This is a genomic window from Streptococcus sp. CL5.50 (assembly GCF_049738015.1).
GTDB classification, from domain to species: Bacteria; Bacillota; Bacilli; order Lactobacillales; family Streptococcaceae; genus Streptococcus; species Streptococcus mitis_CA.
In genome coordinates, this window is sequence record NZ_JBKOTR010000017.1 from 1 (window position 1) to 26,075 (window position 26,075).

21 protein-coding genes, 1 pseudogene and 1 other annotated feature are annotated in these 26,075 nt (G+C 39.9%); of the genes and pseudogenes, 18 read left to right on the forward strand and 4 right to left on the reverse strand.

Features of this window, described 5'->3' with window-relative positions:
* The first annotated feature begins 81 nt into the window (after positions 1 to 81).
* Positions 82 to 299 (forward strand) — a binding site (T-box leader).
* A 214-nt stretch (positions 300 to 513) separates the two neighbouring features.
* The 12 genes from trpX (at position 514) to ACLNCV_RS09030 (ending at position 10,953) form a co-directional block, all read left to right on the forward strand.
* Positions 514 to 1,509, forward strand: a complete 996-nt coding sequence (gene trpX / locus ACLNCV_RS08975; protein ID WP_004259575.1) for a tryptophan ABC transporter substrate-binding protein — start codon at positions 514 to 516, stop codon at positions 1,507 to 1,509.
* Between the two features lie 75 nt (positions 1,510 to 1,584).
* Positions 1,585 to 2,451: an ABC transporter permease gene (locus ACLNCV_RS08980; RefSeq protein WP_084863531.1), complete on the forward strand. Its 867-nt coding sequence runs from the start codon at positions 1,585 to 1,587 to the stop codon at positions 2,449 to 2,451.
* A complete protein-coding gene (locus ACLNCV_RS08985; protein WP_261011721.1) occupies positions 2,448 to 3,206 on the forward strand; it encodes an ABC transporter ATP-binding protein in 759 nt (252 codons plus the stop codon). Before ACLNCV_RS08980 ends, ACLNCV_RS08985 begins: the two co-directional genes overlap by 4 nt.
* A gap of 89 nt (positions 3,207 to 3,295) precedes the next feature.
* Positions 3,296 to 5,056 carry a DNA primase gene (gene dnaG / locus ACLNCV_RS08990; RefSeq protein WP_261069431.1) on the forward strand — a complete coding sequence of 587 codons (1,761 nt, stop codon included), beginning with the start codon at positions 3,296 to 3,298 and terminating at the stop codon, positions 5,054 to 5,056.
* A 2-nt stretch (positions 5,057 to 5,058) separates the two neighbouring features.
* Complete coding sequence (gene rpoD, locus ACLNCV_RS08995) at positions 5,059 to 6,168, forward strand: RNA polymerase sigma factor RpoD (protein WP_004259586.1); 1,110 nt, start codon at positions 5,059 to 5,061, stop codon at positions 6,166 to 6,168.
* A 14-nt stretch (positions 6,169 to 6,182) separates the two neighbouring features.
* Positions 6,183 to 6,512: a metal-sulfur cluster assembly factor gene (locus ACLNCV_RS09000; protein WP_000331925.1), complete on the forward strand. Its 330-nt coding sequence runs from the start codon at positions 6,183 to 6,185 to the stop codon at positions 6,510 to 6,512.
* Between the two features lie 115 nt (positions 6,513 to 6,627).
* The gene (gene cpoA, locus ACLNCV_RS09005; protein WP_261069432.1) at positions 6,628 to 7,671 is read left to right on the forward strand and encodes an alpha-galactosylglucosyldiacylglycerol synthase; all 1,044 of its coding nucleotides are present in this window, start codon (positions 6,628 to 6,630) and stop codon (positions 7,669 to 7,671) included.
* Between the two features lie 15 nt (positions 7,672 to 7,686).
* Positions 7,687 to 9,012 (forward strand): glycosyltransferase family 4 protein, encoded by a 1,326-nt coding sequence (locus ACLNCV_RS09010; RefSeq protein ID WP_424845116.1) that lies wholly within the window; start codon positions 7,687 to 7,689, stop codon positions 9,010 to 9,012.
* Positions 9,013 to 9,026: 14 nt separating this feature from the next.
* Entirely contained in the window at positions 9,027 to 9,218 is a 192-nt protein-coding gene (locus ACLNCV_RS09015) for a PspC domain-containing protein (RefSeq protein ID WP_192852010.1), read from the forward strand.
* Positions 9,219 to 9,276: 58 nt separating this feature from the next.
* On the forward strand, positions 9,277 to 9,411 hold the full coding sequence (locus ACLNCV_RS09020) for a DUF4044 domain-containing protein (RefSeq protein ID WP_000863852.1): 135 nt from the start codon (positions 9,277 to 9,279) through the stop codon (positions 9,409 to 9,411).
* A gap of 63 nt (positions 9,412 to 9,474) precedes the next feature.
* Complete coding sequence (gene obgE / locus ACLNCV_RS09025) at positions 9,475 to 10,785, forward strand: GTPase ObgE (RefSeq protein WP_173275799.1); 1,311 nt, start codon at positions 9,475 to 9,477, stop codon at positions 10,783 to 10,785.
* Positions 10,786 to 10,794: 9 nt separating this feature from the next.
* Positions 10,795 to 10,953: a hypothetical protein gene (locus ACLNCV_RS09030; protein ID WP_001808548.1), complete on the forward strand. Its 159-nt coding sequence runs from the start codon at positions 10,795 to 10,797 to the stop codon at positions 10,951 to 10,953.
* Positions 10,954 to 10,996: 43 nt separating this feature from the next.
* Here the strand turns inward: ACLNCV_RS09030 and ACLNCV_RS09035 are convergent, their stop codons facing one another.
* From ACLNCV_RS09035 to ACLNCV_RS09045, 3 genes and pseudogenes are all read right to left on the reverse strand, one after another.
* Positions 10,997 to 11,467 carry an arginine repressor gene (locus tag ACLNCV_RS09035; RefSeq protein WP_001043026.1) on the reverse strand — a complete coding sequence of 157 codons (471 nt, stop codon included), beginning with the start codon at positions 11,465 to 11,467 and terminating at the stop codon, positions 10,997 to 10,999.
* A pseudogene (locus ACLNCV_RS09040) lies at positions 11,464 to 11,764 on the reverse strand (Xaa-Pro dipeptidyl-peptidase); the annotation flags it as partial. The pseudogene ACLNCV_RS09040 and the gene ACLNCV_RS09035, both read right to left, overlap by 4 nt.
* Positions 11,765 to 11,929: 165 nt before the next feature.
* Entirely contained in the window at positions 11,930 to 14,218 is a 2,289-nt protein-coding gene (locus tag ACLNCV_RS09045) for a Xaa-Pro dipeptidyl-peptidase (RefSeq protein WP_261184549.1), read from the reverse strand.
* A 288-nt stretch (positions 14,219 to 14,506) separates the two neighbouring features.
* Here ACLNCV_RS09045 and ACLNCV_RS09050 point away from each other — a divergent pair, with 288 nt between their 5' ends.
* From ACLNCV_RS09050 to pyk, 3 genes are all read left to right on the forward strand, one after another.
* Positions 14,507 to 17,608, forward strand: a complete 3,102-nt coding sequence (locus ACLNCV_RS09050; RefSeq protein WP_424845117.1) for a DNA polymerase III subunit alpha — start codon at positions 14,507 to 14,509, stop codon at positions 17,606 to 17,608.
* A gap of 81 nt (positions 17,609 to 17,689) precedes the next feature.
* Positions 17,690 to 18,697, forward strand: a complete 1,008-nt coding sequence (gene pfkA, locus ACLNCV_RS09055; RefSeq protein WP_000820863.1) for a 6-phosphofructokinase — start codon at positions 17,690 to 17,692, stop codon at positions 18,695 to 18,697.
* A 58-nt stretch (positions 18,698 to 18,755) separates the two neighbouring features.
* Entirely contained in the window at positions 18,756 to 20,261 is a 1,506-nt protein-coding gene (gene pyk / locus ACLNCV_RS09060) for a pyruvate kinase (RefSeq protein WP_004254582.1), read from the forward strand.
* A gap of 317 nt (positions 20,262 to 20,578) precedes the next feature.
* Here the strand turns inward: pyk and ACLNCV_RS09065 are convergent, their stop codons facing one another.
* A complete protein-coding gene (locus tag ACLNCV_RS09065; RefSeq protein ID WP_000204728.1) occupies positions 20,579 to 21,565 on the reverse strand; it encodes an L-lactate dehydrogenase in 987 nt (328 codons plus the stop codon).
* Positions 21,566 to 21,759: 194 nt separating this feature from the next.
* On the opposite strand from ACLNCV_RS09065, the gene gyrA reads away from it, so the two are divergent.
* The 3 genes from gyrA (at position 21,760) to ACLNCV_RS09080 (ending at position 25,935) form a co-directional block, all read left to right on the forward strand.
* Positions 21,760 to 24,228, forward strand: a complete 2,469-nt coding sequence (gyrA, locus tag ACLNCV_RS09070; RefSeq protein WP_261014413.1) for a DNA gyrase subunit A — start codon at positions 21,760 to 21,762, stop codon at positions 24,226 to 24,228.
* Positions 24,228 to 24,971 carry a class A sortase gene (locus ACLNCV_RS09075; RefSeq protein ID WP_060628427.1) on the forward strand — a complete coding sequence of 248 codons (744 nt, stop codon included), beginning with the start codon at positions 24,228 to 24,230 and terminating at the stop codon, positions 24,969 to 24,971. Before gyrA ends, ACLNCV_RS09075 begins: the two co-directional genes overlap by 1 nt.
* Positions 24,972 to 25,137: 166 nt before the next feature.
* Positions 25,138 to 25,935, forward strand: a complete 798-nt coding sequence (locus ACLNCV_RS09080) for a formate/nitrite transporter family protein (RefSeq protein WP_424845118.1) — start codon at positions 25,138 to 25,140, stop codon at positions 25,933 to 25,935.
* The last annotated feature ends 140 nt before the right edge of the window (positions 25,936 to 26,075 follow it).

Genomic DNA, 26,075 nt, shown 5'->3' on the forward strand with positions numbered 1-26,075 from the left:
CTCTTTTCTATAGGGGAAGTTTTTGAATCTTTCAAAAAAATGCTAAAAGAGTCTTGACAAGTAGTTGAAAAATGATATAATTTAACCATTCAGAAAAGTAATCATTCAAACTTTTTAGAGAGTCTGTGGTAGCTGAAAACAGATAAGTGGTGATGATGAAAATTGGGCTGAATGTTATTTAGAATTTGAAATCATAAAAATTCGGTGAGCACACCTTATAGTGCATCTCGTTATTGCGAGACAGAGTGATAGGGAAATTTCCTATAATTGAGGTGGTACCGCGCATCGACGTCCTCACACAAGTTTTTTGTGTGAGGACTTTTTGATGGAGGTTAGTATGGAAAGAAAACGATGGCGTCACTTGTTTATACTCAATGAAAATCAAAAAGCAAACTAGGAAGCTAGCCGCAAACTGTACTTGAGTACGGTAAGGCGACGCTGACGTGGTTTGAAGAGATTTTCGAAGAGTATTAGATAAGTGAAGTATTTTAAAGGAATAAAAGGAGAAATAGAATGAAAAATAAACGTTTAATTGGAATTATCGCTGCATTAGCAGTCTTAGTAGCAGGAAGCTTGATTTACTCTTCAATGAATAAACCAGAAGCTAAAAATGAAAAGAAAGTTGCCAAAGTTGGTGTCCTTCAATTTGTGAGCCATCCATCTCTTGATTTGATTTATAAAGGGATTCAAGATGGACTGGCAGAAGAAGGCTATAAAGATGATCAGTTGAAAATTGACTTTATGAACTCAGAAGGTGACCAAAGTAAGGTTGCGACAATGAGCAAACAGTTGGTTGCAAATGGGAATGACCTTGTGGTTGGTATTGCTACACCAGCTGCTCAAGGTTTGGCAAGCGCCACAAAAGACCTACCTGTTATCATGGCTGCTATTACAGACCCAATCGGTGCTAACTTGGTTAAAGATTTGAAAAAACCAGGTGGCAACATTACAGGGGTATCTGACCACAATCCAGCTCAACAACAAGTTGAACTCATCAAAGCTCTCACACCAAATGTGAAAACAATCGGAGCTCTTTACTCAAGCAGCGAAGACAATTCAAAAACTCAAGTCGAAGAATTTAAGGCTTATGCTGAAAAAGCAGGTTTGACAGTCGAAACATTTGCTGTTCCTTCAACAAATGAAATTGCTTCAACAGTTAACGTTATGACTAGCAAGGTCGATGCTATCTGGGTTCCAATTGATAACACTATTGCTTCAGCCTTCTCAACTGTTGTTTCAAGTAATCAATCCGCTAAAAAACCAATTTACCCAAGTGCAACTGCAATGGTAGAAGCTGGTGGTTTAGCATCCGTTGTAGTTGACCAACATGACCTTGGTGTGGCAACAGGTAAAATGATTGCGCAAGTTTTGAAAGGTGCTAAACCAGCTGATACTCCAGTCAATGTGTTTTCAACTGGTAAGTCAGTAATTAACAAAAAATTGGCACAAGAGCTAGGTATTACGATTCCTGAATCTGTTCTTAAAGAAGCAGGACAAGTGATTGAATAATCTGTAATGGAGGAGTTGGGGACATCTCCTCCAATTTTTTACAATAGAAATCATATAGAAAAGGTTAAGAAACAGATGATATTATCTATTATTTCTCAAGGATTTGTCTGGGCTATTTTAGGTCTGGGGATCTTTATGACATTTAGGATTTTGAACTTTCCAGATATGACAACAGAAGGTTCCTTCCCTCTTGGGGGAGCTGTTGCTGTCACTTTGATAACCAAAGGAGTGAACCCATTTTTAGCGACTCTTGTTGCTGTAGGAGCAGGTTGTTTGGCTGGAATGGCAGCAGGACTTCTTTATACAAAAGGGAAGATCCCAACCTTGCTCTCAGGGATTTTGGTGATGACTTCCTGTCACTCTATCATGCTCTTGATTATGGGACGTGCGAATTTAGGCCTGCTTGGAACCAAGCAAATTCAGGATGTTTTGCCTTTTGATTCGGATTTGAATCAACTCTTGACAGGTCTTATCTTTGTCAGTCTTGTTATTGCTCTCATGCTCTTTTTCTTGGACACTAAACTCGGACAAGCCTATATTGCTACAGGTGACAATCCTGATATGGCTAGAAGTTTCGGGATTCATACTGGACGCATGGAGCTTATGGGCTTGGTTTTATCAAATGGTGTGATTGCCCTTGCAGGAGCTCTCATTGCCCAGCAAGAAGGCTATGCTGATGTATCTCGAGGAATTGGAGTTATCGTTGTGGGGCTTGCAAGTTTGATAATTGGAGAAGTTATTTTCAAGAGTTTGAGCTTGGCAGAGCGTCTGGTTGCCATCGTTGTGGGTTCTATCGCCTATCAATTCTTAGTGTGGGCAGTTATCGCTCTTGGCTTTAATACAAGTTACCTTCGTTTATACAGTGCCTTGATTTTAGCAGTCTGCCTCATGATTCCAACATTTAAGCAAACAATCTTGAAAGGAGCCAAGTTAAGTAAATGACAGCAATTGTAGAATTAAAAAATGCAACCAAAGTCGTTAAAAATGGCTTTGATGAAGAAAAGATTATTTTAAATGATGTTTCCTTAGAAATTTTTGAACAGGATTTCATCACGATTTTAGGTGGAAATGGTGCTGGGAAATCAACCCTTTTTAACACTATTGCAGGAACCTTGTCATTAACCAGTGGAACCATCCGTATTTTAGGTGACGATGTTACCAAGTTTTCACCAGAGAAGCGGGCTAAGTATCTGTCTCGTGTCTTCCAAGATCCAAAGATGGGGACAGCTCCTCGTATGACGGTCGCTGAAAATCTTTTGATTGCCAAGTTTCGTGGTGAAAAGCGTGGACTGTTACCACGACGCTTGACTAGTTATAAGGATGAATTTCAGGCTACCATTGAAAAAGTAGGAAATGGTCTTGAGAAACACTTGAATACACCGATTGAGTTCTTATCAGGTGGACAAAGACAGGCCTTGAGTCTCTTGATGGCAACCTTGAAGCGTCCTGAATTACTCTTGTTAGACGAGCATACTGCAGCCCTTGATCCAAAGACAAGTGTCGCCTTGATGGAATTGACGGATGAATTTGTCAAGAAAGACCAGCTGACAGCCCTTATGATTACCCACCATATGGAAGATGCTCTCAAATATGGCAATCGCTTGATTGTCATGAAAGAAGGACGAATTATCCAAGATTTGAACCAAGAAGAAAAAGCAAAAATGAAAATCTCTGATTATTATCAACTCTTTGAATAAAGTAGGGAAAATGAGTGAAATGGTTTACTTTTTTTCTGAAATAAAGTATACTATATAAAGTAAACTATGATAACATGGAGGTATTGTGTATGGTTGACAAACAAGTCATTGAAGAAATCAAAAACAATGCCAACATTGTGGAAGTCATAGGAGATGTGATTTCTTTACAAAAGGCAGGACGGAACTATCTAGGGCTCTGTCCTTTTCATGGTGAAAAAACACCTTCTTTCAACGTTGTTGAGGATAAGCAGTTTTACCACTGTTTTGGTTGTGGTCGCTCAGGTGATGTCTTTAAATTCATCGAGGAGTATCAAGGAGTTCCCTTTATGGAGGCTGTCCAAATCTTAGGTCAGCGTGTCGGGATAGAGGTGGAAAAACCGCTTTATAGTGAACAGAAGCCAGCTTCACCCCACCAAGCTCTTTATGATATGCACGAAGATGCTGCCAAATTTTATCATGCTATTCTCATGACAACGACCATGGGGGAGGAGGCCAGAAACTACCTTTATCAGCGTGGTTTGACAGATGAAGTGCTTAAACATTTTCGGATTGGTTTGGCACCTCCAGAACGCAACTATCTGTATCAACGTTTGTCTGGCCAGTATCGTGAAGAGGATTTTTTGGATTCGGGACTGTTTTATCTATCGGAGGCTAATCAATTTGTAGATACCTTTCACAATCGGATTATGTTTCCTCTGACAAATGACCAGGGAAAGGTCATTGCCTTCTCAGGTCGTATCTGGCAGAAAACGGATTCACAAACTTCTAAGTATAAAAATAGCCGATCGACTGCAATTTTTAACAAAAGTTACGAATTATATCATATGGATAGGGCAAAAAAATCTTCTGGTAAAACCAGTGAGATTTACCTGATGGAAGGGTTCATGGATGTCATTGCAGCCTATCGGGCTGGAATCGAAAATGCTGTCGCATCTATGGGAACAGCCTTGAGTCGTGAGCATGTTGAGCATCTGAAAAGGCTAACCAAGAAGTTGGTTCTTGTTTACGATGGCGATAAGGCTGGGCAAGCTGCGACATTGAAAGCGCTGGACGAAATTGGTGATATGCCTGTGCAGATCGTCAGCATGCCTGATAACTTGGATCCAGATGAGTATCTACAAAAAAATGGATCAGAAGACTTGGCCTATCTGTTAATGAAAACTCGTATTAGTCCGATTGAGTTCTACATTCATCAGTATAAGCCTGAAAATAGTGAAAATCTGCAGGCTCAGATTGAGTTTATTGAAAAAATAGCTCCCCTGATTATTCAAGAAAAGTCTATCACTGCTCAAAACAGCTATATACATATTTTAGCTGACAGTCTGGCATCCTTTGATTATGCCCAGATTGAGCAGATTGTTAATGAGAGTCGTCAGGCGCAAAGGCAGAATCGTATGGAAGGAATTTCCAGACCGACGCCAATCACCATGCCTGTCACCAAGCAGTTATCGGCTATTATGAGGGCGGAAGCCCATCTACTTTATCGAATGGTGGAATCCCCCCTTATTTTGAACGATTACCGCTTGCGAGAAGACTTTGCATTTGACACACTTGAATTTCAGGTCTTATATGACTTGCTTGGTCAGTATGGCAATCTTCCTCCAGAAGTTCTAGCAGAACAGACAGAGGAAGTTGAAAGAGCTTGGTACCAAGTCTTAGCTCAGGATTTACCTGCTGAGATGTCTCCGCAGGAACTAAGTGAAGTAGAAATGACTCGAAACAAGGCTCTCTTGAATCAGGACAATATGAGAATCAAAAAGAAGGTGCAGGAAGCTAGCCATGTAGGAGATACCGACACAGCCCTAGAAGAATTGGAACGTTTAATTTCCCAAAAGAGAAGAATGGAGTAATAATGGCAACAAAACAAAAAGAAGTAACAACATTTGATGTACAAGTAGCAGAATTTATCCGTAATCATAAACAAAAAGGGACAGCAACTGATGATGAAATCAATGCTAGTCTGGTGATTCCTTTTACCTTGGATGCTGATGGGATTGAAGATCTCTTGCAACGGATTCAAGATGCAGGAATTTCTATCACAGATAACGAAGGAAATCCAAGTGCGCGTGTTCTTAGTGCAGAAGAAGAGCCAGAACTCAGCGATGAGGACTTGATTGGGTCGACTTCGGCTAAGGTCAACGACCCTGTCCGTATGTACTTGAAAGAAATCGGAGTCGTTCCTCTCTTGACCAATGAAGAGGAAAAAGAGTTAGCACTGGCTGTTGAAGCGGGTGACATCGAAGCTAAACAACGCCTTGCGGAAGCCAACCTTCGTTTGGTTGTTTCTATTGCCAAACGCTATGTCGGCCGTGGTATGCAGTTCCTTGACTTGATTCAAGAAGGGAACATGGGCTTGATGAAGGCGGTTGACAAGTTTGACTATTCTAAAGGGTTCAAGTTCTCAACTTATGCAACTTGGTGGATTCGTCAGGCTATCACTCGTGCTATTGCGGATCAAGCTCGTACTATTCGTATCCCAGTCCACATGGTTGAAACGATTAACAAGCTTGTTCGTGAACAACGTAATCTCCTTCAAGAATTGGGACAAGATCCAACACCAGAACAGATTGCTGAACGAATGGATATGACACCTGATAAGGTTCGTGAAATCTTGAAGATTGCCCAAGAACCGGTATCCCTTGAAACTCCTATCGGTGAAGAGGATGATAGCCACCTTGGGGACTTTATCGAAGATGAAGTGATTGAAAATCCAGTGGATTATACAACTCGTATCGTCTTGCGTGAGCAGTTGGATGAGGTCTTAGATACTCTTACAGACCGTGAAGAAAATGTTTTGCGTCTACGTTTTGGATTAGATGATGGAAAAATGCGTACCCTTGAAGATGTGGGTAAAGTCTTTAACGTGACTCGCGAGCGTATCCGTCAGATTGAAGCTAAAGCTTTGAGAAAACTACGCCAACCAAGTCGCAGCAAACCGCTTCGTGATTTTATTGAAGACTAAGAGTGAGGATGAATATGGCTTATACAGAAGAGCAAATTGAAAACATCAAAACACGAATTTTATCAGCCTTGGAAGAAGTTATTGACCCTGAGTTGGGAATCGATATTGTCAATCTTGGTTTGATCTATGAGATTCGTTTTGACGGCGACACAGGGCAAACAGAGATTGATATGACGTTGACAACCATGGGTTGTCCCCTGGCAGACCTTTTGACGGATCAGATTTATGATGCCATGACAGAGGTGCCAGAAGTAACGGATACTGAGGTTAAATTAGTTTGGTATCCAGCCTGGACTGTTGAAAAAATGAGTCGCTATGCACGCATTGCCCTAGGCATTAAGTAAACAAATAAAAGCATGTGAGAGATTATTGGAAAAGCGAGGAAATTTCCTCTTCTTTTCCTCTAGTCTCTCCTTTCTTTTGCTGATTTTATTCAAAGAAAATGATATAATAGTAGCTATGGAAAAAAAGAAATTACGCATCAATATGTTGAGTTCAAGTGAGAAAGTAGCAGGACAAGGAGTTTCAGGTGCCTACCGTGAATTAGTTCGTCTTCTTCACCGTGATGCCAAGGACCAATTGATTGTTACAGAAAATCTTCCAATCGAGGCAGATGTGACTCACTTTCATACAATTGATTTCCCCTATTATTTATCAACATTCCAAAAGAAACGCTCAGGAAGGAAAATTGGCTATGTACATTTCTTGCCTGATACACTTGAGGGGAGTTTGAAAATTCCATTTTTCTTAAAGGGAATTGTGAAACGCTATGTATTTTCTTTTTACAACCGGATGGAGCACTTGGTTGTGGTCAATCCTATGTTTATCGAGGATTTGGTGGCAGCTGGTATTCCACGTGAAAAAGTGACCTATATTCCTAACTTTGTCAACAAGGAAAAATGGCATCCTCTTCCACAGGAAGAGGTAGCGAGACTGCGTACAGAGCTAGGTCTTAGTGACAATCAGTTTATCGTAGTAGGTGCTGGTCAAGTTCAGAAACGCAAAGGGATTGATGATTTTATCCGTCTGGCTGAGGAATTGCCTCAGATTACCTTTATCTGGGCCGGTGGTTTCTCTTTTGGTGGCATGACAGATGGTTATGAGCGCTACAAGAAAATTATGGAGAATCCCCCTAAAAATTTGATTTTTCCAGGTATTGTGCCACCCGAACGGATGCGCGAATTGTATGCCCTAGCGGACCTTTTCTTGTTGCCTAGTTACAATGAACTCTTTCCTATGACTATCCTAGAAGCTGCTAGTTGTGAAGCTCCTATTATGTTGCGTGATTTGGATCTTTATAAGGTGATTTTGGAGGGAAATTATCGGGCGACAGCAGATAGAGAAGAGATGAAAGAAGCTATTCTGGAATATCAAGCAAATCCTGCTGCCTTAAAAGACCTCAAAGAAAAGGCTAAGAATATTTCTAGAGAGTATTCTGAAGAGCATCTGTTACAAATCTGGTTGGATTTTTATGAGAAACAAGCCGCTTTAGGGAGAAAGTAAAAAGTGAGGTAATCTATGCGAATTGGTTTATTTACAGATACCTATTTTCCTCAGGTTTCAGGTGTTGCGACCAGTATTCGAACCTTGAAAACCGAACTTGAAAAGCAGGGACATGCTGTTTTTATCTTTACGACGACAGATAAGGATGTCAATCGTTATGAAGATTGGCAAATTATCCGCATTCCAAGTGTTCCTTTCTTTGCTTTTAAGGATCGCCGCTTTGCCTACCGAGGTTTTAGCAAGGCGCTTGAAATTGCCAAGCAGTATCAGCTAGACATTATCCATACTCAGACAGAATTTTCTCTTGGCTTGTTGGGGATTTGGATTGCGCGTGAATTGAAGATTCCAGTCATCCATACCTATCACACCCAGTATGAAGACTATGTGCATTATATTGCCAAGGGTTTGCTGATTCGTCCTAGTATGGTCAAGTATCTGGTCAGAGGTTTCCTGCATGATGTGGATGGAGTCATTTGCCCGAGCGAGATTGTCCGAGACTTGCTATCTGACTATAAGGTTAAGGTTGAAAAACGAGTCATTCCAACTGGGATTGAATTAGCTAAGTTTGAGCGTCCGGAAATCAAGAAGGAAAATTTGAAAGAACTACGTAGTAAATTAGGGATTCAAGATGATGAACAGATGTTGCTGAGTCTTTCCAGAATTTCCTATGAAAAAAATATTCAAGCAGTATTAGTAGCCTTTGCAGAAGTTCTGAAAGAAGAAGACAAGGTTAAACTGGTGGTAGCTGGGGATGGTCCTTATCTGGATGACCTCAAAGAGCAAGCCCAGAAACTAGAGATTCAAGACTCTGTTGTCTTTACAGGGATGATTGCTCCTAGTGAGACAGCTCTTTACTATAAGGCGGCGGATTTCTTCATCTCGGCATCGACAAGTGAAACCCAAGGCTTGACCTACTTGGAAAGCTTAGCCAGTGGAACGCCTGTCATTGCTCATGGAAATCCTTATCTGGACAATCTGATCAGTGATAAAATGTTTGGAACCTTGTATTACTGTGAACATGATTTGGCTGGAGCTATTCTGGAGGCCCTGATTGCAACACCAGACATGAATGAGCATACTTTATCAGAGAAGTTGTACGAGATTTCAGCTGAGAACTTTGGAAAACGGGTGCATGAGTTTTATCTTGATGCTATTATTTCAAATAATTTCCAGAAAGATTTAGCCAAAGATGATACGGTCAGCCAGCGTATCTTTAAGACAGTTTTGTATTTACCGCAACAGGTGGTTGCTGTGCCAGTAAAAGGCTCTAGACGCATGCTGAGGGCTTCAAAAACACAGTTAATCAACATCAGAGATTATTGGAAAGACAGTGAAGAATAGAAAGAGGAACAGCTATGAAAAAACAATTGATGAGAAGTGGTAGTGATCAAAAAATTGCTGGAGTATGTGCTGGGGTCGCAAATTATTTTGATATTGATCCGACTATTGTTCGTGTAATATGGGGTGTTCTTGCATTTTGTTATGGGGCAGGAATTGTAGCTTATATCATTTTATGGATTATTGCACCAGTATCAAGTGACTATTGAAAACTAGCTAAATTCATGCTAAGATAATAGAAAATAGAATGTAACGAAGGAGAGAAAAATGGCATTTGGAGATAATGGAAAACGTAAAAAAACGATGTTTGAGAAATTAACCTTGCTTATCGTACTTATCATGTTAGTAGCAAGTATTTTGGGTATTTTTGCAACTGCAATTGGTGCCCTCAGTAATCTATAAAATAGATTTAAGAAAATTTTGTGACTGGGATTTCCCAGCCCTTTTTTAAAGTGAGAAGAAAAAATGAGTATGTTTTTAGATACAGCCAAGATCAAGGTCAAGGCTGGTAATGGTGGCGATGGTATGGTTGCCTTTCGCCGTGAAAAATATGTCCCTAATGGCGGTCCTTGGGGTGGTGACGGTGGTCGAGGAGGCAATGTAGTCTTCGTTGTAGACGAAGGACTACGTACTTTGATGGATTTTCGCTACAATCGTCATTTCAAGGCTGATTCTGGTGAGAAAGGAATGACCAAAGGGATGCATGGTCGTGGTGCTGAGGATCTTAGAGTTCGAGTACCACAAGGTACGACTGTTCGTGATGCAGAGACTGGCAAGGTCTTGACAGATTTGATTGAACATGGTCAAGAATTTATCGTTGCCCACGGTGGTCGTGGTGGACGTGGAAACATCCGATTTGCGACACCAAAAAATCCTGCACCTGAAATCTCTGAAAATGGAGAACCAGGTCAGGAACGTGAGTTACAATTGGAACTAAAAATCTTGGCTGATGTTGGTTTAGTTGGATTCCCATCTGTTGGGAAATCAACACTTTTAAGTGTTATTACCTCAGCTAAACCTAAAATTGGTGCCTACCACTTTACGACTATTGTGCCAAATCTAGGTATGGTTCGTACCCAATCAGGTGAATCCTTTGCAGTAGCTGATTTACCAGGTTTGATTGAAGGGGCTAGTCAAGGAGTTGGTCTGGGAACTCAGTTCCTCCGTCACATCGAGCGTACACGTGTCATCCTTCATATTATTGATATGTCAGCTAGCGAAGGCCGTGATCCTTATGAGGACTACCTAGCTATCAATAAGGAGTTGGAGTCATACAATCTTCGTCTCATGGAGCGTCCACAGATTATCGTAGCCAATAAGATGGATATGCCTGAGAGTCAGGAAAATCTTGAAGTCTTCAAGAAAAAATTGGCTGAAAACTATGATGAATTTGAAGAGTTACCAGCTATCTTCCCAATTTCTGGTTTGACCAAGCAAGGTCTGGCTACTCTTTTAGATGCCACAGCTGAATTGTTAGACAAGACACCAGAATTCTTGCTCTATGACGAGTCAGATATGGAAGAAGAAGCTTACTACGGATTTGACGAGGAAGAAAAAGCCTTTGAAATTAGTCGTGATGACGATGCGACATGGGTGCTTTCTGGTGAAAAACTCATGAAACTCTTCAATATGACCAACTTTGATCGTGACGAATCAGTCATGAAATTTGCCCGTCAATTACGTGGTATGGGGGTTGATGAAGCCCTTCGTGCGCGTGGTGCTAAAGATGGCGATTTGGTCCGCATTGGTAAATTTGAGTTTGAATTTGTAGACTAGGAGACTGATATGGGAGATAAACCGATATCTTTCCGAGATGCGGATGGCAATTTCGTTTCCGCTGCAGACGTTTGGAATGAAAAGAAATTGGAAGAACTATTTAATCGTCTCAATCCAAATCGTGCTCTGAGATTAGCACGAACTAAAAAAGAAAATCCATCTCAGTAAAGAATATAACAAAATTCCGTGCCACATGAGACACGGAATTTTCTTATTCTTCAAAGAAAAATGGTGGAGCGAATTTTTTCAATTCTTCAAAGCATTTTTGAGCAGCTTCTGCATCTTCACAGATGACAAGGCAGACATCATCACCACAGAGGGTAGCGATAGCATCAGGGAAGCTCAAAGCATCAATGATAGAACCAAAGGATTGAGCAAGTCCAGGAAGGGTTTTTAGTAGGACTTGGTGTTGAACTGGACGCATCAAGACAAGAGCATCTTCCATGTAAATTTCGAGACGTTTTTCCCATTTTGAGATTGAACCTGTATTGAGCACGTAGTAAGAGTTATCTTCTTCTCGTACTTTTGAAAGGTTCATACTTTTAATATCTCTTGAAAGTGTAGCTTGTGTAACTTGAATATCATTATCAGCAAGAAGAGCTTGTAGCTCAGCTTGAGTATGAATCTTGTTTTTCGTTACAAGAGCTCGTATGAGTTGGTGTCGGTGTTCAGATTTATTCATAAAATATTACTCCTTGTACTAGGTACAGAAAGCGTGGACTGAACGAGAACGTCAGTCGAGTGGTAAGAGGTATTGTCACGTATGATGATTTCAAAGTCAGTAGTATAGAGAACTATACGGAGGAAATCTCCTTCTTTTAACTTGTCACTAGTTTGGTGCAGATGAATTGGCTATTTATCCGTTTATTTACATTGGTATCCTCTACTAACAGTAAATCCTTCAATTTGGGTAGCCTTTTGTCACGACTTGTTGTGAATTTACGATTAATGTCAATTCACAGAGATTTTCCAACATGTGGTCTGGTAGCGAGTATTATTAATGAATACACATGTTGGTTAGGGTTTTAGTATCTTTTATCCAAGCTCCCGTGTAGACTTATTATAAGCCCATATTGGGATTGAACTTGATACCAAGTTTATGTTTGTTTCAACTGTTTAAGTGGAAATCTTCCATAATGAAAGTCTAGTATTCTACCTTTTGACAAGGTAGAATAAGAGTAGACTGTTCAAGATCAACAGTCAGGTTGTAAGCGGTTTTGTCACGGATGGTGATTTCAAAGTCAGTAGTATAGAGGACTAAACGAAGAGTATCTCCTTCTTTTAGCTTGTAAATAGTTGGTTGCAGTTCAAATTGCACATCCATCCATTCATCTGCAGCAATATCCTCTACTAACAGTAAATCATTTCTATTTTGTAAATTGAGGTAGCCTTTTGTCACGACGCGTTGTGCATTTTCACGAAAAGGCAATTCGTTGAGATTTTCCAACATATGGTAGCGACCGTTGTCAATGGTTCTAGCACTTAAAACAGCTGGATAAGGTTGTAGGTATTTCTTTTGTCCAAGTTCTAGCAGTTGGGCAGATAAGAGCCCCTTATTTATACTGGATTTGATACGAAGATTGAGTTGGGCGCGACCGTTCAGGTGGAGATCTTTGGTCACAGGAAGGTCAATAGTAATCTGATTGACTTTCCCTTGATAGAGTTCTGTATTGAAGGTCTGGTATGTCTTACCATAACGCTCAAAATCTTTATCTGAGTACTGGTTTTGAATAACTTGCTCTTCTTGACCAAGTGCGAAGGTTTCAAAGTTATCTTGCTCACCGAATGTATCAAGTGATAACCAAGTCTGAGGAGCGGTATTGTCCTGCCAGATAACGGTTGGAAGTTGAAAATCTGTATCTAGCCCCAATAATTTCTTAGTCAATAAGGCATTCATGGATTCACGAAAGTCAATGGACTGCCAGTTGTTCATGTAAACATGGGCACCATTATGGAAAAAGAGGTGCTTATTTATATGAGTAGGAAGAGCATGGAACATATGGTAAACATGAAGTGGTTTGACATTCCAATCCTGTGAACCGTGGGTAAAGACAACCTCTGCTTTTACATTATGGGCATTGAGCAGATAGTTGCGATCATGCCAAAACTGATTGTAGTCACCAGTCTTGCGATCCAGTTGTTCTTTTACCTTTTCCAAATCAGCTTGGTGAGCTTCATTCCCACGAATATAGTCGCCAGCCAAGAGATTACGAGAGTAGGTTAGTTCAGCAAGAGAGTCAAAGTCCTCCCCTGGATATCCACCTGGGCTAGTCACCAGACCGTTTTCACGATAGTAATTGTACCATGAAGAAATGCCTGCCTCGGCAATAATGACTTCTAAGCCATCTACACCAGTAGTGGCAAGACCATTGGACATGGTACCTAGATAGGAAAGTCCAGTAGTGGCAACTTTCCCGTTTGACCAGTCAGCCTTGACTTGACGCTGGCGCGTGTGGTCGGTGAAGGCACGACAACGACCATTAAGCCAATCGATGACATTTTTATAAGCCTCGATTTGCTGGTAGTCTCCATTAGTCATGAAACCTGTGGAGTCTTTGGTACCAACACCTGACACATAGAGATTAGCAAAACCTCGTGGAAGGAAGTAGTCGTTGAGTGTATAGCTAGCATTGATGTGCGTTAGCTTTTCCTCAGCTTCTGACACAAGCTCAGCTTGGCCATGAGGTTGGACGAGATTTAGTTGAGGTTCTTCTAGCTTAATCTTGTGAGCAGGTTTAACCTCGAGATTGCCCTCCATCTTGTAGAGAGCCTTGTCACTAGCCTTGTCATTTGTTCCCTGATGATAGGGACTGGCTGTCATGATAGCAGGGATTTTTCCATCAAAACGAGGACGAATAATGCTAACCTTGACTAAGTCTGGAAGACTTTTTTGGTCAGTATCGACACGAGACTCAACGTAAACGACTTCTCGAATGGCATCATGGCTAGAAAAAGTAGCCAAACTCTTGCCGTTAAAGTATTGATAGTCATTATCCTCAGGAATAAGACCGTCACTGACAAGTTGGTCGATAAGAGTATTTCCCTTTTTGGTGCGAGTATTGAGTAAGTGATAGAGATTTTCAATCAAGTCACCATATACAATGGGAAAATCAGTCTCTTTACGAAAAACATCACTGTCTTCAAAGTCAACCAAATAAGAAAAACCTAAAAGTTGAAAGGCTACAGTATAGAAAATATCTGCAGTCAGTTCTTTGTCTGACTGAAAAAATGTCAGTAAGTCAGTTTTTTTATCTGAAGAAAGTATAGACAAGGGATAATCTATATTTTGATATGTGAAATAAATTTTACGAATAAAGTCCTCAAATTGCTTTTTTTCTGAATCAGTAGGTTTTAGGTTGAAACCTAAAGAAACTAAATCATTCAGGGCCTGCGTTGATGAAGTTTTAAGATAGCTGTATTGATTAAAACGCATAAGACCTCCTATTTATGAAATATATTAAGGTTATTATATCAAAAAATAGAGAGAAAAGAAACTATAAAAATTAACAGAAATTATAATAAATAAAAATAAGTACTTATGAAATAAACAAGTAAAATGATAAGCTTAAATACAAAAATATTATCGATGCTGTTGAAAATCGGGCAAGGATCGTCTAGTCAACAATGATTTGAGTTATTAGATATTAAAGCATCAGTAATAGTAATAGAAGTTTAAAGAAAATGGTATAATATAGTGAGAACGATAGAGGAGAAGTGTAAATTGATCGCACAACTAGATACAAAAACAGTCTATAGTTTTATGGAGAGTGTCATTTCAATTGACAAGTATGTGAGAGTAGCAAAAGACTATGGATACACTCATCTGGCTATGATGGATATTGATAATCTTTATGGGGCTTTCGACTTTCTAGAGGTTACAAAAAAATACGGCATTCATCCTTTGTTAGGGCTTGAAATGAGTGTGTTTGTAGATGACAAGGATGTGAATCTGCGCTTTTTAGCTCTATCTAGTGTGGGCTACCAGCAGTTGATGAAACTTTCAACAGCTAAGATGCAGGGGGAGAAAACTTGGTCGGTTCTGTCTCAGTATCTTGAAGATATTGCTGTAATTGTGCCTTATTTTGAAGAACTTGAGTTGTTAAATCTAGGCTGTGATTACTATATAGGGGTTTACCCAGAAACACTGGCCAGCGAATTTCACCATCCTATTTTGCCATTGTATCGGGTCAATACATTTGAAAGTAAGGATAGAGAAGTTCTTCAAGTATTAACAGCGATTAAAGAAAATATACCGCTCAGAGAAGTTCCCTTGCGTTCGAGACAAGATGTTTTTATATCAGCAAGTTCTTTAGAGAAACTATTCCAAGAACGTTTTCCTCAAACCTTGGAAAACTTAGAAAAGCTTATTTCAGGTATTTCTTATGACTTGGATACTAGTTTAAAATTGCCTCGTTTTAATCCAGCAAGGCCAGCAGTGGAAGAATTGAGAGAACGTGCTGAATTGGGGCTTGCTCAGAAGGGGTTAACTGGTAAAGAATATCAAGACCGTCTAGACCAAGAATTGGCTGTTATTCATGATATGGGCTTTGATGATTATTTCTTGGTTGTTTGGGATTTATTGCGTTTTGGACGTTCGAATGGTTATTATATGGGAATGGGACGGGGTTCTGCAGTTGGTAGCTTGGTTTCCTATGCTCTAGACATTACAGGGATTGACCCGGTGGAGAAGAATCTGATTTTTGAACGTTTTCTCAATCGTGAACGCTATACCATGCCTGATATTGATATTGATATCCCAGATATTTATCGCCCAGATTTTATCAGATATGTTGGTAATAAATATGGTAGTAAACATGCGGCTCAAATCGTTACTTTTTCAACCTTTGGTGCCAAACAAGCTTTGCGAGATGTCTTGAAGCGCTTTGGTGTTCCAGAGTATGAATTATCTGCAATTACCAAGAAAATCAGTTTTCGTGACAATCTCAAGTCGGCTTATGAGGGTAACCTCCAGTTTCGTCAGCAAATTAATAGTAAGTTAGAATACCAAAAAGCCTTTGAAATTGCTTGCAAGATTGAGGGCTATCCAAGACAAACCTCTGTCCATGCAGCTGGTGTTGTAATCAGTGACCAAGATTTGACCAATTACATCCCTCTAAAGCATGGTGACGAAATTCCACTGACTCAATATGATGCTCATGGAGTTGAAGCAAGTGGACTTTTGAAGATGGATTTCCTGGGATTAAGAAATTTGACCTTTGTCCAGAAGATGCAAGAGTTGCTTGCTGAATCAGAAGGTATTCACCTTAAAATTGAAGAAATTGATTTGGAAGACAAAGAAACGCTAGCTCTTTTTGCTTCTGGTAATACAAAAGGTATCTTTCAATTTGAGCAACCTGGTGCTATTCGCCTACTCAAGCGTGTGCAGCCAGTCTGTTTTGAAGATGTCGTAGCAACTACTTCTCTAAATCGACCAGGTGCAAGTGACTACATCAATAATTTTGTGTCAAGAAAGCATGGGCAGGAAGAAGTGACTGTTCTAGATTCAGCACTGGAGGATATTTTGGCTCCAACTTATGGCATTATGCTCTATCAGGAGCAGGTTATGCAGGTTGCTCAGCGATTTGCTGGATTTAGTCTTGGGAAGGCCGACATTTTGCGTCGAGCTATGGGTAAAAAGGATGCCTCTGCTATGCATGAGATGAGGGCTTCCTTTATTCAAGGCTCCATAGAAGCTGGTCATACTGCGGAAAAAGCAGAGCAGGTTTTTGATGTTATGGAGAAGTTTGCAGGTTATGGTTTTAACCGATCTCACGCCTATGCCTATTCAGCCTTGGCCTTCCAGTTGGCTTATTTCAAAACGCATTATCCAGCCATCTTTTATCAGATTATGTTGAATTCTGCCAACAGTGATTATGTAACAGATGCCTTAGAAGCAGGTTTTGAAGTAGCCCCATTGTCCATCAATACTATTCCCTATCACGATAAAATTGCCAACAAGTCTATCTATCTAGGTTTGAAATCGATTAAGGGGCTCAGCAAGGATTTGGCGCTTTGGATTATCGAACATCGACCCTATTCTAACATTGAAGATTTTTTATCTAAACTACCTGAGAATTATCTGAAATTCCCCTTGCTGGAACCTTTGGTAAAAGTTGGTCTTTTCGATTCATTTGAAAAAAATCGTCAAAAAGTATTCAATAATTTAGCTAATCTATTTGAATTTGTGAAAGTATTAGGAAGCTTATTTGGAGAGACCATCTATAGTTGGCAAGATTCGGAGGACTGGTCGGAGCAAGAAAAATTCTACATGGAACAAGAGCTTCTAGGAGTAGGAGTGAGCAAACATCCTCTACAAGCTATCGCAAGTAAGGCTATTTATCCGATTACTCCTATTAGTAATTTGTCAGAAAATAGCTATGCTATTATCTTGGTTGAGGTTCAGAAGATAAAAGTAATTCGTACCAAAAAGGGTGAAAATATGGCTTTCTTACAGGTGGATGACAGTAAGAAAAAATTGGATGTTACCCTCTTTTCAGATTTATATCGACAGGTTGGACAGGAAGTAAGAGAAGGAGCCTTCTACTATATAAAAGGAAAAATCCAGTCACGTGACGGTCGTCTGCAAATGATTGCACAAGAAATAAGAGAAGCAGTTGCTGAGCGCTTTTGGATTCAGGTGAAAAATCATGACTCGGATCAAGAAATGACACGTATTTTAGACCAGTATAAAGGCCCAATCCCAGTCATTATCAGGTATGAAGAGGAACAGAGAACAATTGTTTCTCCCAACCATTTTGTAGCTAAATCTGATGAATTAGAGGCGAAATTGAATGGAATCGTTATGAAAACGATTTATCGCTAAAATTACGGAAAATAGAAGAATTTTCAACGTAAATGTGGTATAATCAGTAAGAATGTTAAAAGAAAAAGGAGCATAACCAATATGAAACGTATTGCTGTTTTGACTAGTGGTGGAGACGCCCCTGGTATGAACGCTGCCATCCGTGCAGTTGTTCGTCAAGCAATTTCAGAAGGAATGGAAGTGTTTGGTATCTATGATGGATATGCTGGTATGGTTGCCGGTGAAATTCATCCCCTAGATGCAGCTTCAGTAGGGGACATCATTTCTCGTGGTGGTACTTTCCTTCACTCAGCTCGCTACCCAGAGTTCGCTCAACTTGAAGGGCAACTTAAAGGGATTGAGCAATTGAAAAAACACGGGATTGAAGGTGTAGTTGTTATCGGTGGTGACGGATCTTACCACGGTGCTATGCGTTTGACTGAACATGGCTTCCCAGCTATCGGTCTTCCAGGTACAATTGATAACGATATCGTTGGTACTGACTTTACAATCGGTTTTGACACAGCGGTTACGACTGCTATGGACGCTATCGATAAGATTCGTGATACGTCATCAAGTCACCGTCGTACTTTTGTTATCGAAGTTATGGGACGTAACGCAGGTGATATCGCTCTTTGGGCAGGTATCGCAACTGGTGCTGATGAAATCATCATTCCTGAAGAAGGCTTCAAGATTGAAGATATCGTAGAAAGCATTAAATGTGGTTATGAGTGTGGTAAAAAACACAATATCATCGTCTTGGCTGAAGGTGTGATGTCAGCGGCTGAATTTGGTCAAAAACTAAAAGAAGCTGGAGACACAAGTGACCTTCGTGTGACAGAACTTGGACATATTCAACGTGGTGGTTCTCCAACTGCGCGTGACCGTGTTTTGGCATCACGTATGGGTGCACATGCTGTTAAACTTCTTAAAGAAGGTATCGGTGGTGTTGCGGTTGGTATCCGTAACGAGAAAATGGTTGAAAACCCAATTCTTGGAACTGCAGAAGAAGGAGCATTGTTTAGCCTTACTGCAGATGGTAAGATTGTGGTTAACAACCCACACAAGGCTGACCTTGAGCTATCTAGCTTGAATAAGAGCTTGTCATAATTTATAATTTAGTTAATAAGACCAAAAAGGTCATATATATAAAGGAGTCACAAAAATCATGAACAAACGTGTAAAAATCGTTGCAACTTTGGGACCTGCGGTAGAAATCCGTGGTGGTAAAAAATTCGGTGATGACGGATACTGGGGTGAAAAACTTGATGTTGAAGCTTCAGCTAAAAACATTGCTAAATTGATTGAAGCTGGTGCTAACACATTCCGTTTCAACTTCTCACACGGTGACCACCAAGAACAAGGTGAGCGTATGGCAACTGTTAAACTTGCAGAAAAACTTGCAGGTAAAAAAGTTGGTTTCCTTCTTGATACAAAAGGACCAGAAATCCGTACAGAATTGTTCGAAGGTGAAGCTAAAGAGTATTCATACAAAACTGGTGAGAAAATCCGTGTTGCGACTAAACAAGGAATCAAATCAACTCGTGATGTGATTGCATTGAACGTTGCTGGTGCTCTTGATATCTATGATGATGTTGAAGTTGGTCGTCAAGTTTTGGTTGACGATGGTAAACTTGGTCTTCGTGTGGTTGCTAAAGATGATGCAACTCGTGAATTTGAAGTTGAAGTTGAAAACGATGGCGTAATTGCTAAACAAAAAGGTGTTAACATCCCTAACACTAAAATTCCTTTCCCAGCTCTTGCTGATCGTGATAACGATGATATCCGCTTCGGTCTTGAACAAGGTATCAACTTCATCGCGATTTCATTCGTACGTACTGCTAAAGACGTTAACGAAGTTCGTGCAATCTGTGAAGAAACTGGAAATGGACATGTTCAATTGTTCGCTAAAATCGAAAACCAACAAGGTATCGATAACTTGGATGAAATCATCGAAGCTGCTGATGGTATCATGATCGCTCGTGGTGACATGGGTATCGAAGTACCATTCGAGATGGTTCCAGTTTACCAAAAAATGATTATCAAGAAAGTCAATGCTGCAGGTAAAGTTGTTATCACTGCAACAAACATGCTTGAAACAATGACTGAAAAACCACGTGCAACTCGTTCAGAAGTATCAGACGTATTTAACGCTGTTATCGATGGTACAGACGCAACAATGCTTTCAGGTGAGTCTGCAAACGGTAAATACCCACTTGAGTCAGTAACTACAATGGCTACAATCGACAAGAACGCTCAAACTCTTCTTAACGAATACGGTCGCTTGAACTCAGATTCATTTGAACGTAACTCTAAGACAGAAGTAATGGCTTCAGCTGTTAAAGATGCTACTAACTCAATGGACATTAAATTGGTTGTAACTCTTACTAAGACAGGTCACACTGCACGTTTGATCTCTAAATACCGTCCAAATGCTGACATCTTGGCATTGACATTCGACGAATTGACAGAACGTGGATTGATGTTGAACTGGGGTGTTATCCCAATGTTGACAGATGCTCCATCTTCAACTGATGATATGTTCGAAATTGCTGAACGTAAAGCAGTTGAAGCAGGACTTGTACAATCTGGTGACGATATCGTTATCGTAGCTGGTGTACCAGTTGGAGAAGCTGTTCGTACAAACACAATGCGTATCCGTACAGTACGTTAATCTAACATTAAAAAGCCTATCATATCAAGCTTTCTAGCCTGTATGATGGGCTCTTTTTTTGTCTATGGAGCACAAATGGGGCAAAACTTTTTACTTTCGATTTAATGCGACGGTATCAAGTGCGTCAAATACTGCTTGCTACAGACTTTTTGTAACGTGAGGATAGATCTAATTGGTAGTTTTCGGATTTATGTCCAAACTGTGACACGATAGCTTTTAAAGTTATGTTGTTTTTTACGTAAACTTCATAAAATGTTTAGTTCAAATACAGATAAAAAATAACTCCCTGATGACTCAAGGAGTTATTACTATCTAAATTAGTTTTTAGAAGCAGCTTGGAATTCTGGGTTTTTCCACGCTTCGTCAATAATAGCTTGTAATTCTTTAGCAGATGCTTGCATTTTTTGAGTTTCTGCGTCGTTCAATGGGATATTTACTGGACGAACGATACCATGTGCACCAACAACAGCTGGTTGACCGATAAAGACGTTTTTAACTCCGTATTGACCTTCTTGGAATACTGAAAGTGGAAGTACTGCGTTTTCATCGTCAAGGATTGCTTTAGTAATACGAGCAAGGGCTACTGCGATACCGTAGTATGTTGCACCTTTTTTGTTGATGATTGTGTAAGCTGCGTCACGAACACCTTCGAACAATTCAATCAATTCAGCTTCTTGAACATTTTGAGTGTCTTTAAGGAATTCTTCAAGGTTTACACCAGCGATGTTAGCGTGTGACCAAACAGCGAACTCAGAGTCACCGTGTTCACCCATAATGTAGGCGTGCACTGAACGAGCATCAACATCCAATTTTTCAGCAAGTGCTTGACGGAAACGTGCTGAGTCAAGTGAAGTACCTGAACCGATAACACGTTCTTTAGGGAAACCAGAGAATTTCCAAGTTGAGTAAGTCAAAACGTCAACTGGGTTAGCAGCAACAAGGAAGATACCTTTGAAACCTGATTCAACAACTTGAGTTACGATTGATTTGTTGATAGCAAGGTTTTTACCTACAAGGTCAAGACGAGTTTCACCTGGTTTTTGAGGCGCACCTGCAGTGATTACAACAAGGTCAGCGTCTGCACAGTCAGAGTATTGAGCTGCATAGATTTTTTTAGGTGAAGTGAAGGCAAGGGCGTGACTAAGGTCAAGCGCGTCACCAACAGCTTTTTCATGCAATTGTGGAATTTCGATAATTCCAAGCTCTTGTGCAATTCCTTGGTTAACAAGTGCAAAAGCGTAAGAAGAACCTACAGCACCATCACCGACAAGGATAACTTTTTTGTGTTGTTTAGTTGAAGTCATTATTCTAAACATCTCCTTAATTTTATTCAGGGATTTCCCCAGTTATTTTAATTCTATCACTTTTAAAAAGCTTTGTCACGGATATGCATTTCAGTTCTTGATGTAAACGTTTTAGTGATTTTAGATACCTGAAATATAGCGGACATTATGGTATAATATAGTTAATTACTAATAGTGAAATGAGGCATTTATTAATGCAGGATAGAAATTTAGTGAATGTCAATCTGACAAAGGAGATGAAGACGAGCTTTATCGACTACGCTATGAGTGTTATCGTAGCGCGGGCTCTTCCTGATGTTCGAGATGGCTTGAAACCGGTTCACCGTCGGATTCTCTATGGAATGAATGAATTGGGTGTTACTCCAGACAAACCCCATAAAAAATCTGCTCGTATTACAGGGGACGTCATGGGTAAATACCACCCACACGGGGATTCCTCTATCTATGAAGCCATGGTCCGCATGGCTCAATGGTGGAGTTACCGTTACATGCTTGTCGACGGCCATGGAAACTTTGGTTCCATGGATGGTGATGGTGCTGCCGCCCAACGTTACACCGAGGCACGCATGAGCAAGATTGCTCTGGAGATGCTTCGTGATATCAATAAAAATACAGTTGATTTCGTTGATAACTACGATGCCAATGAACGTGAACCCTTGGTATTGCCAGCGCGCTTTCCAAATCTTTTGGTTAATGGAGCGACTGGTATTGCGGTTGGAATGGCAACAAATATTCCACCTCATAACTTGGGTGAAACCATTGATGCAGTGAAGTTGGTCATGGACAATCCTGAAGTGACTACTAAGGACTTGATGGAAGTTTTGCCTGGTCCAGATTTTCCAACAGGTGCCCTTGTCATGGGGAAATCAGGTATTCATAAGGCTTATGAAACAGGTAAAGGTTCTATTGTCCTTCGTTCTCGTACTGAAATTGAAGAAACTAAAACTGGCCGTGAGCGCATCGTTGTGACAGAATTTCCATACATGGTAAATAAAACCAAGGTACATGAGCATATTGTTCGTTTGGTTCAGGAAAAACGCATTGAGGGAATAACAGCGGTACGTGATGAGTCAAACCGTGAAGGTGTTCGATTTGTTATCGAAGTTAAGCGCGATGCCTCAGCCAATGTTATCCTCAACAATCTTTTCAAGATGACCCAGATGCAAACTAACTTTGGTTTTAATATGTTGGCGATTCAAAATGGGGTACCGAAGATTTTGTCTCTTCGTCAGATTTTGGATGCTTATATCGAGCACCAAAAAGAAGTGGTTGTTCGTCGTACACGTTTTGATAAGGAAAAAGCGGAAGCACGTGCTCATATTTTAGAAGGTCTCTTGATCGCGCTAGATCATATCGATGAAGTGATTCGTATCATCCGTGCTAGTGAAACGGATGCTGAGGCACAAGCTGAGTTGATGAGCAAATTCAAGTTATCTGAACGTCAAAGTCAGGCCATCCTTGATATGCGTCTTCGTCGTTTGACAGGTTTGGAACGCGATAAGATTCAGTCTGAGTATGATGACCTCTTGGCTCTGATTGCGGATTTAGCAGATATTCTAGCTAAGCCGGAACGTGTTTCTCAAATCATTAAAGATGAATTAGATGAAGTTAAACGTAAATTTGGTGACCAACGTCGTACGGAATTGATGGTCGGTGAAGTCTTAAGCCTCGAAGATGAGGATTTGATTGAAGAAACGGATGTCTTGATTACACTTTCTAACAAGGGATACATCAAACGTCTCGACCAAGCTGAGTTCACCGCTCAAAAACGTGGTGGTCGTGGTGTTCAAGGTACAGGTGTTAAGGATGATGATTTTGTCCGAGAGTTAGTGTCAACTAGCACTCATGATCACCTACTCTTCTTTACAAATAAAGGCCGTGTTTATCGCCTGAAAGGCTATGAAATTCCTGAGTATGGCCGTACAGCCAAGGGATTACCGATTGTCAATCTTTTGAAATTGGATGAAGGTGAAAGTATTCAGACCATCATCAATGTTGAATCTGAACGTAGCGATGATGCTTATCTTTTCTTCACAACTCGTCATGGTATTGTGAAGAGAACCAGCGTTAAGGAATTTGCTAATATTCGTCAAAATGGACTTAAAGCTCTGAATCTTAAAGATGAAGATGAGTTGATTAATGTCTTGCTGACAGAAGAGGACACGGATATTATCATTGGTACAAAGTTTGGTTATTCAGTTCGCTTTAATCAATCAGCTGTTCGTGGTATGAGTCGTGTCGCCACTGGTGTGAAAGGTGTTAACCTTCGTGACGGAGACACAGTTGTTGGTGCTAGTGTGATTACAGATCAGGACGAGGTTCTTATTATCACTGAAAAAGGATTTGGTAAGCGCACAGTTGCGACCGAATATCCAACTAAAGGTCGTGGTGGTAAAGGGATGCAAACTGCTAAAATTACTGAAAAGAATGGTTCCCTTGCTGGTCTTATGACTGTAAAAGGTGATGAAGATTTGATGATTATCACTGATACAGGTGTCATGATTCGAACCAACGTTGCCAATATTTCACAAACAGGTCGCTCAACTATGGGAGTTAAAGTGATGCGCCTGGACCAAGATGCTAAAATTGTAACCTTTACTACGGTTGCAGCGGCAGAAAAAGAAGAAGTTGGGACAGGAAACGAAACAGAAGGTGAAGCATAATGTCTCATAAAAAGAACAAAAAGAAAACAAACCGTAAAAATTTACTAATCAATATCTTGGCAGGGTTTTTAATCCTCTTGTCAGTGGCTTTGATTTTCAATTCAAAAATTCGTGATATGTTCATGGTTTGGAATACCAATAAATACCAAGTCAGCCAAGTATCAAAAGAAAAATTGGAAGAAAATCAAGATACAGAAGGGAATTTTGACTTTGATTCCGTAAAAGCCATCTCGTCAGAAGCTGTCTTATCCTCACAATGGGATTCGCAAAAATTGCCAGTTATCGGTGGAATTGCTGTCCCTGAGGTAGAAATTAACTTGCCTATTTTTAAGGGGCTTGATAATGTCAATCTCTTCTATGGAGCTGGTACAATGAAGCGTGACCAAGTGATGGGGAAAGGAAACTATTCACTTGCGAGCCACCACATCTTTACAGCAGAAAATGCCAGTCAAATGCTCTTTTCTCCACTGGCACGCGCTAAAAATGGGATGAAAATTTATCTAACTGATAAGGATAAAGTTTATACCTATGAAATTCGAGAAGTGAAGCATGTGACACCAGATCGCGTCGATGAGATTGATGATCGTAGTGGTGTTGATGAAATCACACTTGTAACATGTGTAGACTATGATGCGACAGAGCGTATTATCGTAAAAGGTGACTTGAAAGATACAAAAGATTATTCACAAACACCTGAAGAAATTCTAACAGCTTTCAATCAACCATATAAACAACGCTATTAATAGTTAAAGAATCAGTAAACATTTTATTTTACTGGTTCTTTTTATATTGCTTTATAAGCATGCTAAGTAATGATAAATCAATACAAATACTAGCATTTTTCAAAAACAATTACCTATTTTAATATTTTGTGTTATAATACTAAATATAAAAAAATAGGAGATGTTTATGAGTTCTTCAGAGTTTATTTCGAAGATTGATTATTATTGCCACAAGAAAGAAAGTCTTTTCAAGCAAAGTAAATTCAAGTATGCGATTCGTTCTATGTTTGCAGGTGCTTTTTTAACCTTCAGTACAGCTGCTGGTGCTATTGGTGCAGATTTACTTAATAGTATTGTTCCAAGTAGTGGGTATTTCCTTTTCCCATTTGTTTTTGCTTGGGGGCTGGTTTATATTGTTTTCCTAAATGCAGAATTGGTAACTTCCAATATGATGTATTTAACAGCAGGCGCATTTTTGAAAAAGATTGAGTGGAAAAAGGCAATGATTATTTTACTCTATTGTACTTTGTTTAATCTTATTGGTGCCTTGGTAGCTGGATGGGCCTTTGCCAACTCGTCAGCCTTTTCGCATTTGACCCATGATAGCTTCCTTCCTAAGCTTGTAGCCAAGAAATTGGCGCGTCCAAGTGATTTAGTCCTGCTTGAGGGAATTCTTGCCAATGTATTTGTAAATATTGCCATTCTTTCATCTATACTAGTGAAAGATGGTGCTGCCAAACTATGGATCATTTTATCAGCTATTTCCATGTTTGTCTTCTTGTCCAATGAGCATATCGCTGCCAATTTTGCTTCCTTTAGTATTATGAAATTCAGCATGATTGCTGATCAAGTACCTCACTTTGATCTTCCAAATATCCTTCGACATTGGGGTGTAACCTTTATTGCTAACTTTATAGGTGGAGGTCTTCTGATTGGTTTACCGTATGCCTTTCTAAATAAGAATGAAGATACATATGTTGATTAAGAAGAGTTAGTGTATCAGGGAGAATCAGAATGATTCTCTCTTTTTCTTTTACAAAATAGGCTTGCAGAGAAAATCGTTTTTAAATTGTAAAAATAAAATATATTAAATAGAATAAAAGTTATTCCATATAACCTCAATAT